The 13,620-nt window shown below is 55.6% G+C and carries 13 protein-coding genes; 4 read left to right on the forward strand and 9 right to left on the reverse strand.

Annotation, left to right across the window (positions count from 1 at the left end; genetic code table 11):
• Positions 1–5: 5 nt before the first annotated feature.
• Positions 6–413 (forward strand): DUF3035 domain-containing protein, encoded by a 408-nt coding sequence (locus AC6I9Z_RS02545; RefSeq protein WP_461457320.1) that lies wholly within the window; start codon positions 6–8, stop codon positions 411–413.
• Positions 414–448: 35 nt separating this feature from the next.
• On the opposite strand, the gene AC6I9Z_RS02550 is transcribed toward AC6I9Z_RS02545, so the two are convergent.
• Positions 449–1,222, reverse strand: a complete 774-nt coding sequence (locus AC6I9Z_RS02550; RefSeq protein ID WP_461457318.1) for an SDR family oxidoreductase — start codon at positions 1,220–1,222, stop codon at positions 449–451.
• Positions 1,223–1,412: 190 nt separating this feature from the next.
• Here AC6I9Z_RS02550 and AC6I9Z_RS02555 point away from each other — a divergent pair, with 190 nt between their 5' ends.
• Positions 1,413–1,943 (forward strand): DUF7282 domain-containing protein, encoded by a 531-nt coding sequence (locus AC6I9Z_RS02555; RefSeq protein WP_461457317.1) that lies wholly within the window; start codon positions 1,413–1,415, stop codon positions 1,941–1,943.
• 35 nt (positions 1,944–1,978) lie between these two features.
• Here the strand turns inward: AC6I9Z_RS02555 and AC6I9Z_RS02560 are convergent, their stop codons facing one another.
• The 8 genes from AC6I9Z_RS02560 to AC6I9Z_RS02595 all read right to left on the reverse strand — a co-directional run bounded on the left by AC6I9Z_RS02560 (position 1,979) and on the right by AC6I9Z_RS02595 (position 11,902).
• The gene (locus AC6I9Z_RS02560) at positions 1,979–2,410 is read right to left on the reverse strand and encodes a SnoaL-like domain-containing protein (protein ID WP_461457315.1); all 432 of its coding nucleotides are present in this window, start codon (positions 2,408–2,410) and stop codon (positions 1,979–1,981) included.
• A gap of 50 nt (positions 2,411–2,460) precedes the next feature.
• Positions 2,461–2,913, reverse strand: a complete 453-nt coding sequence (locus AC6I9Z_RS02565) for a hypothetical protein (protein ID WP_461457313.1) — start codon at positions 2,911–2,913, stop codon at positions 2,461–2,463.
• Between the two features lie 180 nt (positions 2,914–3,093).
• Positions 3,094–5,202: a tetratricopeptide repeat protein gene (locus AC6I9Z_RS02570; RefSeq protein WP_461457311.1), complete on the reverse strand. Its 2,109-nt coding sequence runs from the start codon at positions 5,200–5,202 to the stop codon at positions 3,094–3,096.
• 245 nt (positions 5,203–5,447) lie between these two features.
• On the reverse strand, positions 5,448–7,040 hold the full coding sequence (gene purH, locus AC6I9Z_RS02575) for a bifunctional phosphoribosylaminoimidazolecarboxamide formyltransferase/IMP cyclohydrolase (protein WP_461457309.1): 1,593 nt from the start codon (positions 7,038–7,040) through the stop codon (positions 5,448–5,450).
• Positions 7,041–7,048: 8 nt separating this feature from the next.
• Positions 7,049–8,839 (reverse strand): heparinase II/III family protein, encoded by a 1,791-nt coding sequence (locus AC6I9Z_RS02580; RefSeq protein ID WP_461457307.1) that lies wholly within the window; start codon positions 8,837–8,839, stop codon positions 7,049–7,051.
• Positions 8,836–9,498 carry a ribulose-phosphate 3-epimerase gene (gene rpe, locus AC6I9Z_RS02585; protein ID WP_461457306.1) on the reverse strand — a complete coding sequence of 221 codons (663 nt, stop codon included), beginning with the start codon at positions 9,496–9,498 and terminating at the stop codon, positions 8,836–8,838. The genes AC6I9Z_RS02580 and rpe overlap by 4 nt, the downstream gene beginning before the upstream one ends.
• A 118-nt stretch (positions 9,499–9,616) precedes the next feature.
• Entirely contained in the window at positions 9,617–10,897 is a 1,281-nt protein-coding gene (locus AC6I9Z_RS02590) for an RsmB/NOP family class I SAM-dependent RNA methyltransferase (RefSeq protein ID WP_461457304.1), read from the reverse strand.
• A 105-nt stretch (positions 10,898–11,002) separates the two neighbouring features.
• Positions 11,003–11,902, reverse strand: coding sequence for a M48 family metalloprotease (locus tag AC6I9Z_RS02595; protein WP_461457302.1), 900 nt, complete (start codon positions 11,900–11,902; stop codon positions 11,003–11,005).
• Between the two features lie 84 nt (positions 11,903–11,986).
• On the opposite strand from AC6I9Z_RS02595, the gene AC6I9Z_RS02600 reads away from it, so the two are divergent.
• Both AC6I9Z_RS02600 and AC6I9Z_RS02605 read left to right on the forward strand, forming a co-directional pair.
• Positions 11,987–12,184, forward strand: coding sequence for a DUF1674 domain-containing protein (locus AC6I9Z_RS02600; protein ID WP_461457300.1), 198 nt, complete (start codon positions 11,987–11,989; stop codon positions 12,182–12,184).
• Between the two features lie 431 nt (positions 12,185–12,615).
• On the forward strand, positions 12,616–13,614 hold the full coding sequence (locus tag AC6I9Z_RS02605) for an NAD(P)H-dependent flavin oxidoreductase (RefSeq protein ID WP_461457298.1): 999 nt from the start codon (positions 12,616–12,618) through the stop codon (positions 13,612–13,614).
• The last annotated feature ends 6 nt before the right edge of the window (positions 13,615–13,620 follow it).

Genomic DNA, 13,620 nt, shown 5'->3' on the forward strand with positions numbered 1-13,620 from the left:
TGAATATGCGTAAATCAGTAATTTGTATCAGCCTGGTATCGCTGGTTGGACTGTCTGCATGCGGTTCTAGCGGCCTGTTTGACCGTGACCGTCCCGATGAATTCGCTGTGTCGCGCCAGGCACCGCTGGTGATTCCACCCGATTTCGCTCTGACCCCGCCACAACCCGGCCAGCCGCGCCCGCAAACCGGTGGTGTGCAGCAACAGACGCTGGAAGCCATGTTTGGCGGCGCGCAGGCACGCAGTGTCACCGAATCCGCGATTGTCGGTCAGGCTGGTGACGCCGATGCCGGTATCCGCTCTTCTGTGGGTGATACCGGAACGTTCACTGTCGACAAGGGCAGCGTAACCCGCGACATTATCGCCGCACCGGAAGGCGATGGTCAAACAGCGCAGGCCGCTACACCCGAGTAATTTCTATAAATGTTCGGCAATTATTGTCTGGCTTTTCAGAAACCCTGTACCGATCCGCCGTCCACCTGGATGGCTGTGCCCGTAATGTAGCTCGCCGCCTCTGATCCCAGGAAAATTGCCAGATTGGCGACTTCTTCCGGTTCGCCAATTCGCTGCATGGGAATCTGGGCAGCTATGCCGGCAGCGATTTCTTCGGTGCTCTTACCCGATGCCCTGGACTGATTCTCCAATATCTGTGTAACCCGGTCGGTATTGGTAAAGCCGGGGCAGACCGTGTTCACCAAAATGTTATCGCCTGCCACCTGATTGGCGAGCGTTTTGGCCCAGCCGAGTACCGCCATCCTGATGCTGTTCGACAGGGTAAGACCCGGCACCGGCTGTTTCACGCCCGAGGATGAAATATTGATAATCCGTCCCCATTTCTGCGCCCGCATATGAGGCAGAACCAGCCGCGTCGCGCGGATGACCGACATCAGGGTCAACTGTACGGCCTGATCCCAGTCCGCATCCGCCAGGTCTTCAAATAGGCCGGGTGGGGGGCCTCCGGCATTGTTCACCAATATATCAATACCGCCAAATTTATCCGCCACCGCACCGACGACGCGGTCAATATCTTCCCCCTGCGAGACATCGCCCGTCAGAGCCAGACAACCGGGCATCTGCGCCGCAGCAGCATCCAGATTGTCCTGCGACCGCCCGCAAATCGCGACATTGGCGCCGGATTCATGAAATCCCAAAGCGGTGGCCAGTCCAATGCCCTTGCTGCCAGCGGTGACAAGGACGGTTTTGTTTTCCAGTTTCAGTTTCATGCAAACAGGTTTGGCGGAATGAAGCACAAATGTATAGGGGGAGCCCGCTCTTGTGTGCGCAATATCTCTTTGGGTATTTGCAGCTGGCCTGCCCGGCTATTGTGTTGTTTACAAAACCAATTCATACTTGAAATGAAATATTACCCGCAGGCCCGGTATGTGCCTGAAAGAAAGTGAAGAGGTTCCTGTCATGCACATCAAACGCGCCCTGTCTTTTGCCCTATCAATTGCATTCATCTCCGGAACGGCCACGGCACAGGAAACGCCCGAAAGATCTCAAATTACAATGGGCAATGGCACCGCCAACGCGATTCAGGTTGAAGGCTTGACCCGTCAGAATGGAATGTCGATCGCCTCCGAAGTTCGCGTCGATGGAACGGATGTGTCGACCTTGCGCGCGAATACAACCGCGGTGACCTTTCCCGCCGTAACGATTGAAAAGGCGGGCTGGATTGTCCTTCACCCGGTCATTGATGGCCGCCCGGACGGTGATATCGTTTCCGGTTTCACTTACCTCAACCCGGGTCAAAGCGAGAATGTGACTATCCGAATTCAGCATCCTGCCGATGCCGGTGACAGGTTTCTGGCCATGCTGCACAGCGACGTAGATCAAGACCGCGTATTTGATTTCGTCTTCGTTGAAGATGGAATCAATGTTGAAGATACTGCCGTTTTTGAAGGCACTCGCATGATCGCCCATTTGATCGCTCTGCCCGAATAGGCAGAGGATAGTGACCTATGATCGCAGGGTAGAGTTCAGTCATAAAAATACCGTTCCTCGACAATCTTGCCGTCACGTACAGTATAGATCGCGATTTCACTAAAGGGCTGTCGTCGACCGGTGGCACGACGCTTGATTAGCATGTCGATGAATAGAGCAAAACGGTTCCCAGTGACAAAGGGACCATCGATGCAGAGCTCTTCCATAGCGCTGTGGTTAAGCCAGTTTGTCAGCTTGCCATATGCTGCATCATAACCGCTCGCCAGAGACAGGGTGTGTTCGGCGCTATGCTCTGGTTCAATGCTGACGATATCCGTGGCCCAATATTTTTCTGCGGCCAAAACCGCCTGGCCTGACCGGATCAGTGACGAGAAATCATGTGCAAGATTGTCGAGATCGCTCATTTCATGGCGCGGTTTTTCGAAAGATGGTGGGAAGTTCCGGCGGATGAAAGGTCGCAATTCCATCCGCCGGACGCATCGCTTGCGCGTGCTTTCCGAAAAGACCTAAGGGCGGCCTATCGAACTTTATATTCGCGCAAAAGCATGCTGCTCTGAACAGTCCGGTATTCCGCCCGGTTGCCGGATTCTGCTATTTGCTGCTCTGCGGACGATTTCATGTAAGCATCATATGCTTTGTTGCGTCTTTCACCTTCCGCGGCGTCGGCCATGCGCGAAAAGGTGGTCATCAGATAGATTGTCGGTTCGCCATCGCGGGGATATTCGTTAATGAGAATTTTGTAATCACTGATCCAGCCCTTGGATTTGGCAAATTCCTGAACGTCGACCCACTTGGTTGCCAGATGGGTCGCATATTTATATGCTCCGCCGTCTTTGACAAAAATTCCGGCAACTTCGGAATAGTCTCCGGCAACCAGCGGGAATTCCTGCGCCGCTGCAACGGTTGGTAGCGCCATTGGTGTTGTCACCAGCATCGCGGTTGCGATCATCATCTTCTTTGTCAGTTTCATCATCATTCTCCTGTTTTGGCTTGCTTGAAACCACAGGCAAAGTTCTCCCGTTGGCGGTAACCGGGGTTTTCCGGACCGACCCAAATGGTCTAACTTGTCTGCAATTTCAGTGCGCTATTGATGGGCGCGAATGTAACATTCCGTCAACGGCGCTACCGTCAAAAAAGCGTCAATAATATCTCAATTGACGTGAGATGGCCCTAAGGGAAGGTCGGGCCAGCCATATTTTTCCCAAGCCGCAACCATTCCAATTCGTTCGGCGAAATCCATAAAGTCCGGATGCAATCGAACCTGGTTTATCGGCTCTGCATCGGTCCAGAGCGACATGAAAGAGAAGAAATTGGCAGTAGTTATCTGCTGACCAAGGGTTTTGAAGACCATCTGCGCCTGGCCCATCCAGATCGCCGGTAATGTGATCGTGGTATCATAGGGATCGTGCAGTGTCGCGTGGAGCATCTCCAACACCATGCAATAATTTTTGCGGTCCTGATCTTCACCGCCCCAAAGCCCCTTCGCAGCCATCAGCCAATAGGCATCCATCGCATCCGGGTCGAGCGGTGCACTGCCAGCTGGCGGAAATATTACGGTGTTCATCAACTTCTTTGTCAGCTGATAGGTTTCCATCGCAGCATCATTGTCGCCCGATACCGCCAATGCCGCTGCGAGCCACATGGATGGAAAGCCAAGATCCACCATCCTCTGTCCCGCATCAATGGCGGCATCGATATTCCCAAGGTTGAGATGCACCCCGGAGAGCATGGCGTAGCTGCGGCCATTTACCGGATCTTGATCTATACTGGCCTCAATATAAGGCAAGGCGTCCCGGGAGCGCCCGCAATAGAGCAGAAAAGAACCGACACGGTTTAGAACATCGGGATTATTGGGTTCCAGCCGGTAAGCCTCGAAAGCCAAGTCAAGCGCACCGACAATATCATTTTGCGTCCAGGCGTAAAAGGCGAGGACGATACGGGCATGCGCCTGCTGCGGCGATAGACTGAGAGCTTTTTGTGCATATCCAGCCGCTTTTTCACTGCGTTCCAGTCTATCCAGACAGGGCGTGTAAACCGTCATGTTAATCTCTGCTTCGGCCAGTGCCGTCCAGCATTCAGCAAATTCGGGGTCGATTTCCAGTGCTTTTTCGAGCAGTTCGATGGCGGTTGGCAGCACCCCATCGCCAATGGCTCTGATGGTTAGCGCCCGGCCTTGCAGATAAAGCCCATAAGCTTCCCGATTACTGGTCAGCTTGCGGGGTTTGTTTTCATGCTCCGTCAATTTGAGCGCATCACTCAGCCCGTTTGTTACAGCCTGCACAACCTCTGCCCGCGCGGCAAACATATCATCCAGACTACCATCATAGCTAAAGGCCCATGATTCAAAGCCGCTATCCGCGTCAACCAGGCTGACAGCAACACGAACCTGTTCTCCTTGCCGGTGAACCGAGCCTTCCAAAAGATGAGATACGTTGAGTGCACCAGCAATCTGAGATGGCGTTTTGTCAGAATCTTTAAATTGGAAGGATGATGTTCGGCCAGCAACAAGAAGCTGCGGCACTTGCCCCAGACTTGTGATCAATTCGTCAACAACGCCATCCGCAAAAAATCCGTGATCGTCCGGGTCGGCTATTGATTTAAATGGCAGCACAGCAATCCGGGCCTTGCCTTGCTTCCGGTCCGATATTGTTTTGCCGGTAGGAGATCGCACCGACCAAGCGTTGGAAAGGCGCGCATGGTTGGTCAGATTATCGCTTTCCTCCAAAGCAGAAAGCGCAGCCGTAATGGCATTTTGCAACCGCTGTTCCGCTTCATGGCGATGACCGGCAAGCCAGTCCTTGAATGCATCACCAAAATGCATCTGATCCAGCAGCGCTTTGGTACCGATGGCGGTTAGCCGATCGGTCGCTTTCTCAAACTCCCCTTCCGCGAGGCAAATCTGCAGTTCGGCAAGATCGGTGCGGACAGCGCCTGCCTTCAAGCTGATCCGAGTCCGAGATATATCGAGAATATCGCAGTCGAATGCGCCCAAGACCTTGCCCAGTTCCAGCAAACACTGCCGCAGACTGGCCTTTGCCTGCGCCTCAAATCGACCGGGCCACAAAAGCTTGCTCACATGATCACGGTCAATCGGTTCATTGGGTACTAGGCACAGCATGGCCAGCAAGGTGCGTGCACGACGGTTTGAAATTTTAATTTCGGCGCCATCACGTGCCCTGAGCTGGAAAGTACCAAAAAGCGATGCCCATGTGCCATTGTGAGGCCCTGCCTCAACATCTCTTCGATATGAAAAATCCACCCAGCTGCCCCTAACCCAACAGCTTGTAACATAAGGAAAAATACTATTGGCACAAATGCTAAATCAAAACTGCCGTTTTGGGTGCTGAATTATCTTGAACGTGAGAGATGTGGTGCGAAACAGGTTTGGAAACAGTTTAAGCACCAGGTTCCGGGGAAATTGGCTACTATCTTGGATCAAAAGGGTTTCAGATTTCCAATGTCCGCCTTGCTATAAAACCGACATCCAACTCAAACATCCCATGATCAATGGCGGAAATGCCGCATCCCGGTAAACAGCATCGCCAAGCCCGCCTCGTCTGCCGCGGCAATTACCTCGTCATCGCGGATCGAACCGCCAGGCTGGATCACCGCCGTAGCGCCCGCTTCGACCGCCGCCATCAGGCCATCGGCAAAAGGGAAGAAGGCGTCGGAAGCTACCGCTGATCCGATCGTCCGCGCTTCTCTCCAGCCGGCTTTTTCGGCAGCGTCCCTGGCTTTCCATGCGGCAATCCTTGCGGACTCCAGCCGGTTCATCTGCCCCGCGCCAACGCCCGCGGTGGAGCCGTCCCTAGCATAGACAATCGCGTTGGATTTCACATGTTTTGCGACCGTCCAGGCGAACAGGCAATCGGCCTTTTCCTGAGCGCTGGGCTGGCGCCTGGTGACGCATTTCAGGTCATCTTCGGCAATCTGCCCATTGTCGCGCGATTGCAGGAGATAGCCGCCCGCTATCGACTTCAACCCCATGCCGCCGCGCGCCGGATCGGGCAGCTCACCCGTCAGCAAGAGCCGCAGATTCTTCTTCTTCGCAAAAATCGCACGGGCATCGGCATCTGCATCGGGGGCGCAGACGACTTCAGTGAAAATGCCGGTCATCGCTTCGGCCGCCGCGCCGTCCAGCGGCCGGTTGACCGCAATAATCCCGCCAAAGGCCGAAACACTGTCACAGGCTAGCGCGGCCTTATAGGCTTCCAATATGCTGTCGCCGCTTGCCACGCCGCAGGGATTGGCATGCTTGACAATCACTACGGTTGGCGGCCCGTCACGAAACTCGCTGACCAGTTCCAGAGCGGCATCGGCGTCATTATAATTATTATAGCTCAGTGCCTTACCCTGCAATTGTTCTGCCTGGGCGATACCTTTGGCGGATGGCCCATCGGGCAAGTAAAGCGCGGCCATCTGGTGCGGGTTTTCGCCATAGCGCAGTTCCGTCGGCTGGCTCATGGTGAGTGGCAGGGTCGGCGGGAACATCTGCTGTTGATCGGCAAAGCCGAACCATTGTGCGATCATGCCGTCATAGCTTGCCGTCGCGGCAAAGGCCTTGGCCGCCATTTTCTTGCGGAAATCGAGGCTCGTCGCGCCACCGCTTTCTTTCAGTTCCGCAAGCAATGTGTCGTAATCCGACGGGTCGGTAACGATGGTCACGAAATCATGGTTTTTCGCCGCGCTGCGCACCATGCTGGGGCCACCAATGTCGATATTCTCAATAATTTCGTCACGAGCCGCGCCTTTGGTCACAGTCTGGGCAAAGGGATAGAGGTTGACGATTACCAGATCGATCCCGGCAATGTCATGCTCCTCCATCGACTCGACATGGCCCGCATTATCACGACGGGCAAGCAAGCCGCCATGGACCTTGGGATGCAGGGTTTTCACGCGGCCGTCCATCATCTCCGGAAAATGGGTGACATCAGAAATGTCAGCAACCTCAAGCCCGGCATCGCGCAAGGCCTTTGCCGTACCGCCTGTGGAGATCAGGGCCACGCCCATGGCCGCCAGTTCTTTACCCAGTTCCGCCAAGCCACTTTTGTCGGACACCGAAAGCAGAGCCCGTTTGATCGTAATATTCTCTGTCATGATCGTCTTTATCCCATATGTTTGAGCAGCCAGCCAGTCGCGCCGCCGCCGCTGCCCACCGTGTCTGTTATCACCATCTGCATGACGCCATGAGGGATACCCATGCCATCGACCCAGACGCTGTCTTCAAGAATGATTGTCCCGCTTGTAGCGCGAAATTGCCATAGATTTCCGTCTTTCAGACGCAATAGCACGCCCTTGCCTTCGGATATCAGGTCACTTTCAATATCAGGGCCAAGGTGGAAACGCAGCGCATATTCCACGTCCTTTTTCTTGCGCCGGCGTTTGCGGCCATCGGGGATCAGCATATCCTCACCGCGCAGTTCTAGCCCATCAGAGCGCATCAGTAACAAGCGTTTGTGGAGCAGCCCGAAACGCCGTGCATAACCATCATGGCTCGCCTCCAGCCGGGTCGCATTTTCAACATCACGGCGGAACAGTTCCACCTCGTTCACCCCGCGGCCCAATTTGCCGTCAGGCAGGATCGAGGTGCTGTTGCTGTTGTCGATACACAGGGTGCTGTGTGCCGCCGTTGTCCGCAGTCCGCGTGCCAGTGCCGCCGGAATGGTCGCGCCGACCAGCCCCGCGCCACCGCAATTGCCGATAATCCGGTTGTCGCCGTTGGAAAATTCAAATGCCAGTGTCGACGCACAGCCCGCTACCGCCATCCTTGCGATCGGCGGCGGCGCTGCATCCATTATCAACACGGAACGTCCTGACGACACGCGTTGATAACCCCAATCGCGCGCCTGCCGCAGGGGCCTTGCGCGAATACCGCTGGCTTCAATGGCTTGATCGACCTGCTCCGTCGACGTCGCGCCGCCACCCTGCCAATTGCCCATACTGCCATCGAAATGGGTGAGGCCGGTCAACGGTGGCACAGCCAGTGCCAGCGCATTTTCGAGGAATTCGGGCACATCTTCTTCACGGGCCAGATAAACTTGCTTCAGCATTGAAAGCAGGATCACCGCGTCCATCTGATTAAGCGGAGAGCGTGAGACGGACCCGCCGTCGGGATAGAAAAACTCGCCCATCGCCTTTTCCAGCCCCGCTTCCCCGACAATCCGGCGCACACGGCCTTCGGGGATCAACAACGACGCGGCAACCACTCCGCTCCACGCAACGAGGCGCCCGAGACTGGAGGTAGCCTTATCAGCCGTCCGGTCGAGATGCCGGGCGGTGCGGGCAATGTTGTTGAGAACCTTCGAACGGTAGATTAAATCGTTCGACGAAAGGATCAGCGGTGCATGACTGGCCCAGATGAGCAGGCGCCAGCCGCAATTGTCGGGGCGCCAGGCCGGTTGCCGGATTTTCTTGCCATTGGCATCCAGCCATTGTTCGACCAGTTTTTCAGCAACCGGCAAGGCTTGGTCGCGGGATGCGGCGGTATCAAGATCGCGCAGCCAGACAAAACGATGGACATAGTCTTCAAAAGCAGGCGGCAATTTCAGGTCAGCAAAATCAATGCCGTCGAGTTTTTTCTGGAGACCGCGAAAAAGGAAATGGCCTGCACGAACTGCCATGCCCTGCACCCGGTCACCATCGACCGGGTCAACTGGTACAGCAAGCAAGCGCAGCGGCAGTTTCCCCGATAGCCGCAACCGGTGCAGCGGCATGCGCCAGGTCATGCGATAATAGAGAAGCGCGGTTTGCTCGGCCAGTGATTGCCCGCGATCCCCGCCCGCACGAAGGGTCAGGCTGCGCCCTTCCGGCGCCTCGCTTTCTTCGCCACTATAGCGTTCTAAGCCGCTGCCTGGATCCGTGGCCGGATCATCTTTTTCGGGGCGGTCTGCGCTCATTCACCCCTCAGACCGCTTATGTTGGCGGCATATTGGCCAGGACCACCGCGGAAGGTTGCGGTCCCCGCCACCAATGTATCGGCTCCCGCTGCGATAGCCTTGGGCGCCGTATTCAAATCAATTCCGCCATCCACCTCCAGCCGGATATCCTTGCCGGTCGCGTCAATGCGCTGACGGATCGCTTCAATCTTTCGCAATTGCGTATCGATAAAACTCTGCCCGCCGAAACCGGGATTGACGCTCATGACCAAAATAAGATCAAGATCGTCGATCAGATAATCGAGCACATCCAGCGACGTAGCAGGATTGAGGACCAGTCCGGCCTGCTTGCCCAGCGTGTGGATTGTTTGCACGGTGCGATGCGGGTGGGCACCGGCCTCGGGATGGAAAGAGATGATATCTGCACCGGCGTCGGCAAAAGCCTCAAGATACTGATCCACCGGCGAAATCATTAAATGTACGTCAAACGGCTTCTCGCTATGCGGACGCAGCGCTTTGACGACAGCCGGGCCGATGGTAATATTCGGAACAAAATGACCGTCCATGACGTCAACATGCACCCAGTCACAACCCGCTTCGTCAATTGCGCGGACCTCTTCGCCCAGCCGCGCGAAATCTGCGGAAAGAATGGACGGGGCTATACGGACAGGGCTGGTCATGACGGTTCCTTTACCATCTTGCCTCTAGGATTTTTGCATTGCCCCCGCAAGGCGCGATTCGGCGCGAATCCCAAAGGCCTGTGGACAATTTGGGGACAGGCTGAATTTCATCGTCCGATCAACCTTTTCGCTGCAACCGCGCGATGAAAAAGCCGTCGAGATACCCTTTTTCTGAGAGCATATTGGGCAATGTCCGAACGCACCCCCGATCATCGGGTTCGATGCCATGGGGAAGTTCATCACTTCGGGCGGCGACCAGCGCATAATCCGCATGGTTTTCCAAAAATTGCTCTATCTGTTCCTCGCCCTCTTCCGGCTCCAGCGAACAGACGGCATAGACCAGCATCCCGCCCGGTTTGACCCATGTTGCAATCCGGTCGAGCAGTGCTTTTTGTACGTCTGCGCGCTCGGCAACCTGGCGCGATCCGATGCAATGCAGCACATCAGGATGGCGGCGAAAAATACCCGTCGCGCTGCATGGGGCATCCAGCAGGATCGCGTCAGCGGGCTGTGATGGTTCCCAGTTCATCAGATCCGCGATCACAATTTCCGCGTCCAGTTTGGTGCGAGCGAGATTGTCCTTGAACCGCTCCATCCGTTTTGCGCTATTGTCGACAGATATGGTTTTCCAGCCCGCAGACGCGAGCTGCATGGTTTTGCCACCCGGCGCAGCACAAAGATCGAGCACGGTTTTGCCGCCACCTTCGCCGAGCAATCGGGCTGGCAAGGACGCTGCCAGATCCTGTACCCAAAAGGCACCATCGTCAAAGCCCGCCAGATCGGTGACGGACGACCCCGATGGCATACGCAGATGTTTGGGGGAGAGCCTCTCACCCTCCAAAGCGCCGATATCATCATCCTTGAAACTGAGATCGAGCGGCGGCGCGCTGGCCCAGGCACGATCTGCACTGCTGGCCACATCTTCTCCCCAATGATGGGTCCAGCGATCGAGCGTTTCGCCAGGTATCTCGGGAGCCTCGGGCAAGGCCAGCTTACCGGATTCCACGCCGCGCATGACGGTGGAGAAAACCCCATGCACAAGTCGCCGCGGTCCGCCATGGACCAGCGGCAAAGCTGTAGCAATCGCAGCATGTTGCGGTGTTTCCAGTACCAGAACCTGCACCAAGGCAATGCGCAGCGCCATTCGCGCCTTGGCATCATCGGGCAAGCGTTTCTTTGTCGCACTGTCGATCATTGCATCGAGCGCGGTCATCCAACGCAGGGCGTTAGCTGCGATATTATGCGCCAGCGACCGGTCAGACGGATTGGAAAGTTTCGAGGTCGCCGCTGCCATGGCTTGATCCAACGTTTCTCCGCGCCTGCAGACGGCATCCAGCAGCCGCAGCGCCGCCGTGCGGGCCGGGAGACCGGGAATTTTGGAAGAACCTGGGTTGTTCATATATTTTGCATTCCGCACTTACTGCGGAATCCAGAGCGGATCACGCTGATCTCCCCATAAACACACTTTGCTTTGGATCAAGTGCGGCGCGCTTGGCGCTTTGCATCACCGTGTTGGATCGAGCGCGCTACGCTTGGTTCTGAGTCTGCCCATATCACCAATTTCATCGGCATTGCCTGACCAGCCGTCTGATCCGCCGCCACTGGCCATATCCTGCAACGCGGCGATGCGGTCTTCGGTTGCGGGGTGGGTCGAGAACATCTGCTTCACTCCGGATGGCACAATATAGAGTTGCGCAGCGGCAGGATTGCGCTGGGCCACCGGGTTGGCAATACGCTGCGCCTGTCCCGAAATCTTGTGCAAAGCGGACGCAAGCGCCAGCGGCTTGCCGCTAATCTCGGCTGCCGATCGGTCGGCGCCATATTCACGGGTGCGGCTGATCGCCATCTGGACAATCATCGCCGCAAAGGGCGCGATGAACACCGCCAACAACCCGGCAATACCGCGATTGTCGCGGAAGAACAGGCCGAAATTGGCAAGCATCGAAACGGCACCGGCAATCGTAGCAACCATTGTCATGATCAGCGTATCGCGGTTTTTCACATGGCCGAGCTCATGCGCCATCACGCCTTCAATCTCGTCATAGCTCAGCATGTTGAGCAGACCGGTTGTTGCCGCCACCGCCGAATGTTCAGGATCCCGGCCGGTAGCAAAGGCATTGGGCTGCGCCTGATCAACAATATAGACTTTCGGCATCGGCAGCTGCGCGCGCTGCGCCAGTCGCTGCACCATCGTATAAAATTCGGGATGGCTGCTGGCATCGACCTCGACCGCCTTGTGCATTTTCAGCACAATTTTATCGGCGTTCCAGTAAGTGAAGAGGTTCATTCCGGCTGCCACCAGAAGCGCCAATATCGCGCCGCGCGGGCCGCCAAGTGAGAATCCCATAACCATGAACAAGGCCGTCAGTGCCGCCAGCAACATGGTTGTCTTTAGAAAATTCATAGGTCAACTCGCTTGATTATAGTGCTTTCCCCTTCAATATAGGGGCTGAGGCGGGGTTTTTCAAACATATGGAAAATAGAAAATATGGCCGAAAATGATAGAAAATCTGATACTCGCCAGCCGGGAGAACGTCCCGACAATGTCAAACCGCCTGCCCATCTGTCAAAAAATCCTCCGGTTCCGGAACCTGATCCGCTTGAGAAAGCCGACGAAATTTTAGAAAAGAACGGCCCTACTCGTTATGGAGATTGGGAACATAAGGGACTGGCGATCGATTTTTAGACTTCTGAACAGAAGACCAGAGCTATATTCCAAAGTAGCCCTAGGCATAACTATCCTTCTGACGGCAGCAGTCTGGTCAGGTATATTGAATAGCTTCGAAGCACTGGTCGGCTGCATCGTATTTCAATGGATCATTTTCATGGGATCATTGCTGGTTTGGGTATCGACCATTCCAAAAGCAGACAAAAGTAAAAACTCAATCCAGCAGATTCATGCGCGCACCAAGTTCCGATTTGTCGCTATTCTTTTGCTATTCGGTTCATGGAACTTTGCACCAAGACTGCTATCACATCTAGGCTAATAGATATGTGGATCCAATTTCTTCAGAACCCCTTGGGAGATAACTGCTATCGCCCCGCTGCTGGCGGAATACTCCATAACCTCCGGATTCAATTGCTGGGCGCTATAACGACTTTTTTAAAGGAACAAGAGTGACGCGCTTTGCCGATCATTTCGATCTGAAGATACCGCTGGCACTTGCGCCAATGGCGCTGGCCTCTGGCGGCGCGCTGGCATCGGCTTGTGCACGGGCCGGAACATTGGGGCTGGTTGGCGGCGGCTATGGTGATCTTGAATGGACCAGCCGGGAATATGACATGGCGGCGGATGCGCTCAAAGACGATCCTGCGGCCATGAAACGCCTTGGCTGCGGATTCATCAGTTGGAAGCTCGCGGAAAATTCCGACGCGCTAAACTGGCTGATGGACAATCATCGTCCCGCTGCGATCATGCTGTCCTTTGGCGACCCCCGACCATTTTCCGAACGGATTATCCGATCAGGCACAATGCTAATATGTCAGGTCCATTCGCTGAAGGATTTGCCGGCGGCGATTGAGGCCGGCGCGAAAATAATTGTGGCGCAGGGTACCGAAGCCGGCGGACATGGCGCGACCCAAGATCGCGGCAGAGGGACATTCTCTTTTATTTCGGAAACGGCGGACTGGCTTGCCGCCCATGCACCCGAGACCCATTTGCTGGGTGCTGGAGGCATTGCCGATGGCCGCGGCCTCGCGGCGGCGATGGTGCTGGGCGCAGATGGCGCCATGATGGGATCCCGGTTTTGGGCCACCACCGAAAGTCTCGCCAACCCGAAAGCCAAGAAAGTTGCGACCCAGACCGATGGTGATAATACAGCGCGCAGCTCGGTCTTTGATATATTACGGCGGAAAAACTGGCCCGAGTCTTTTGACTTTCGGGCCATCCGGAATGACCTGTACCGGCAATGGGAAGATCGCATAGATGTGTTGAGAAATGATCCGGAGGAAGGCCGGGCCGCCTATGATGACGGCGTGCGTCAGGCAGATTTTGACAGAGCACATATCGGTATCGGCGAGTCTGCTGGCATGATATCTAACGTGCCAGATGCGGCGACGTTGATTGCTGACATTGAATCGGAAATGAAAAGCGCCCTGATGCGGCCTAATCCCTGATCGAAA

The organism is Parasphingorhabdus sp. (assembly GCF_059726685.1).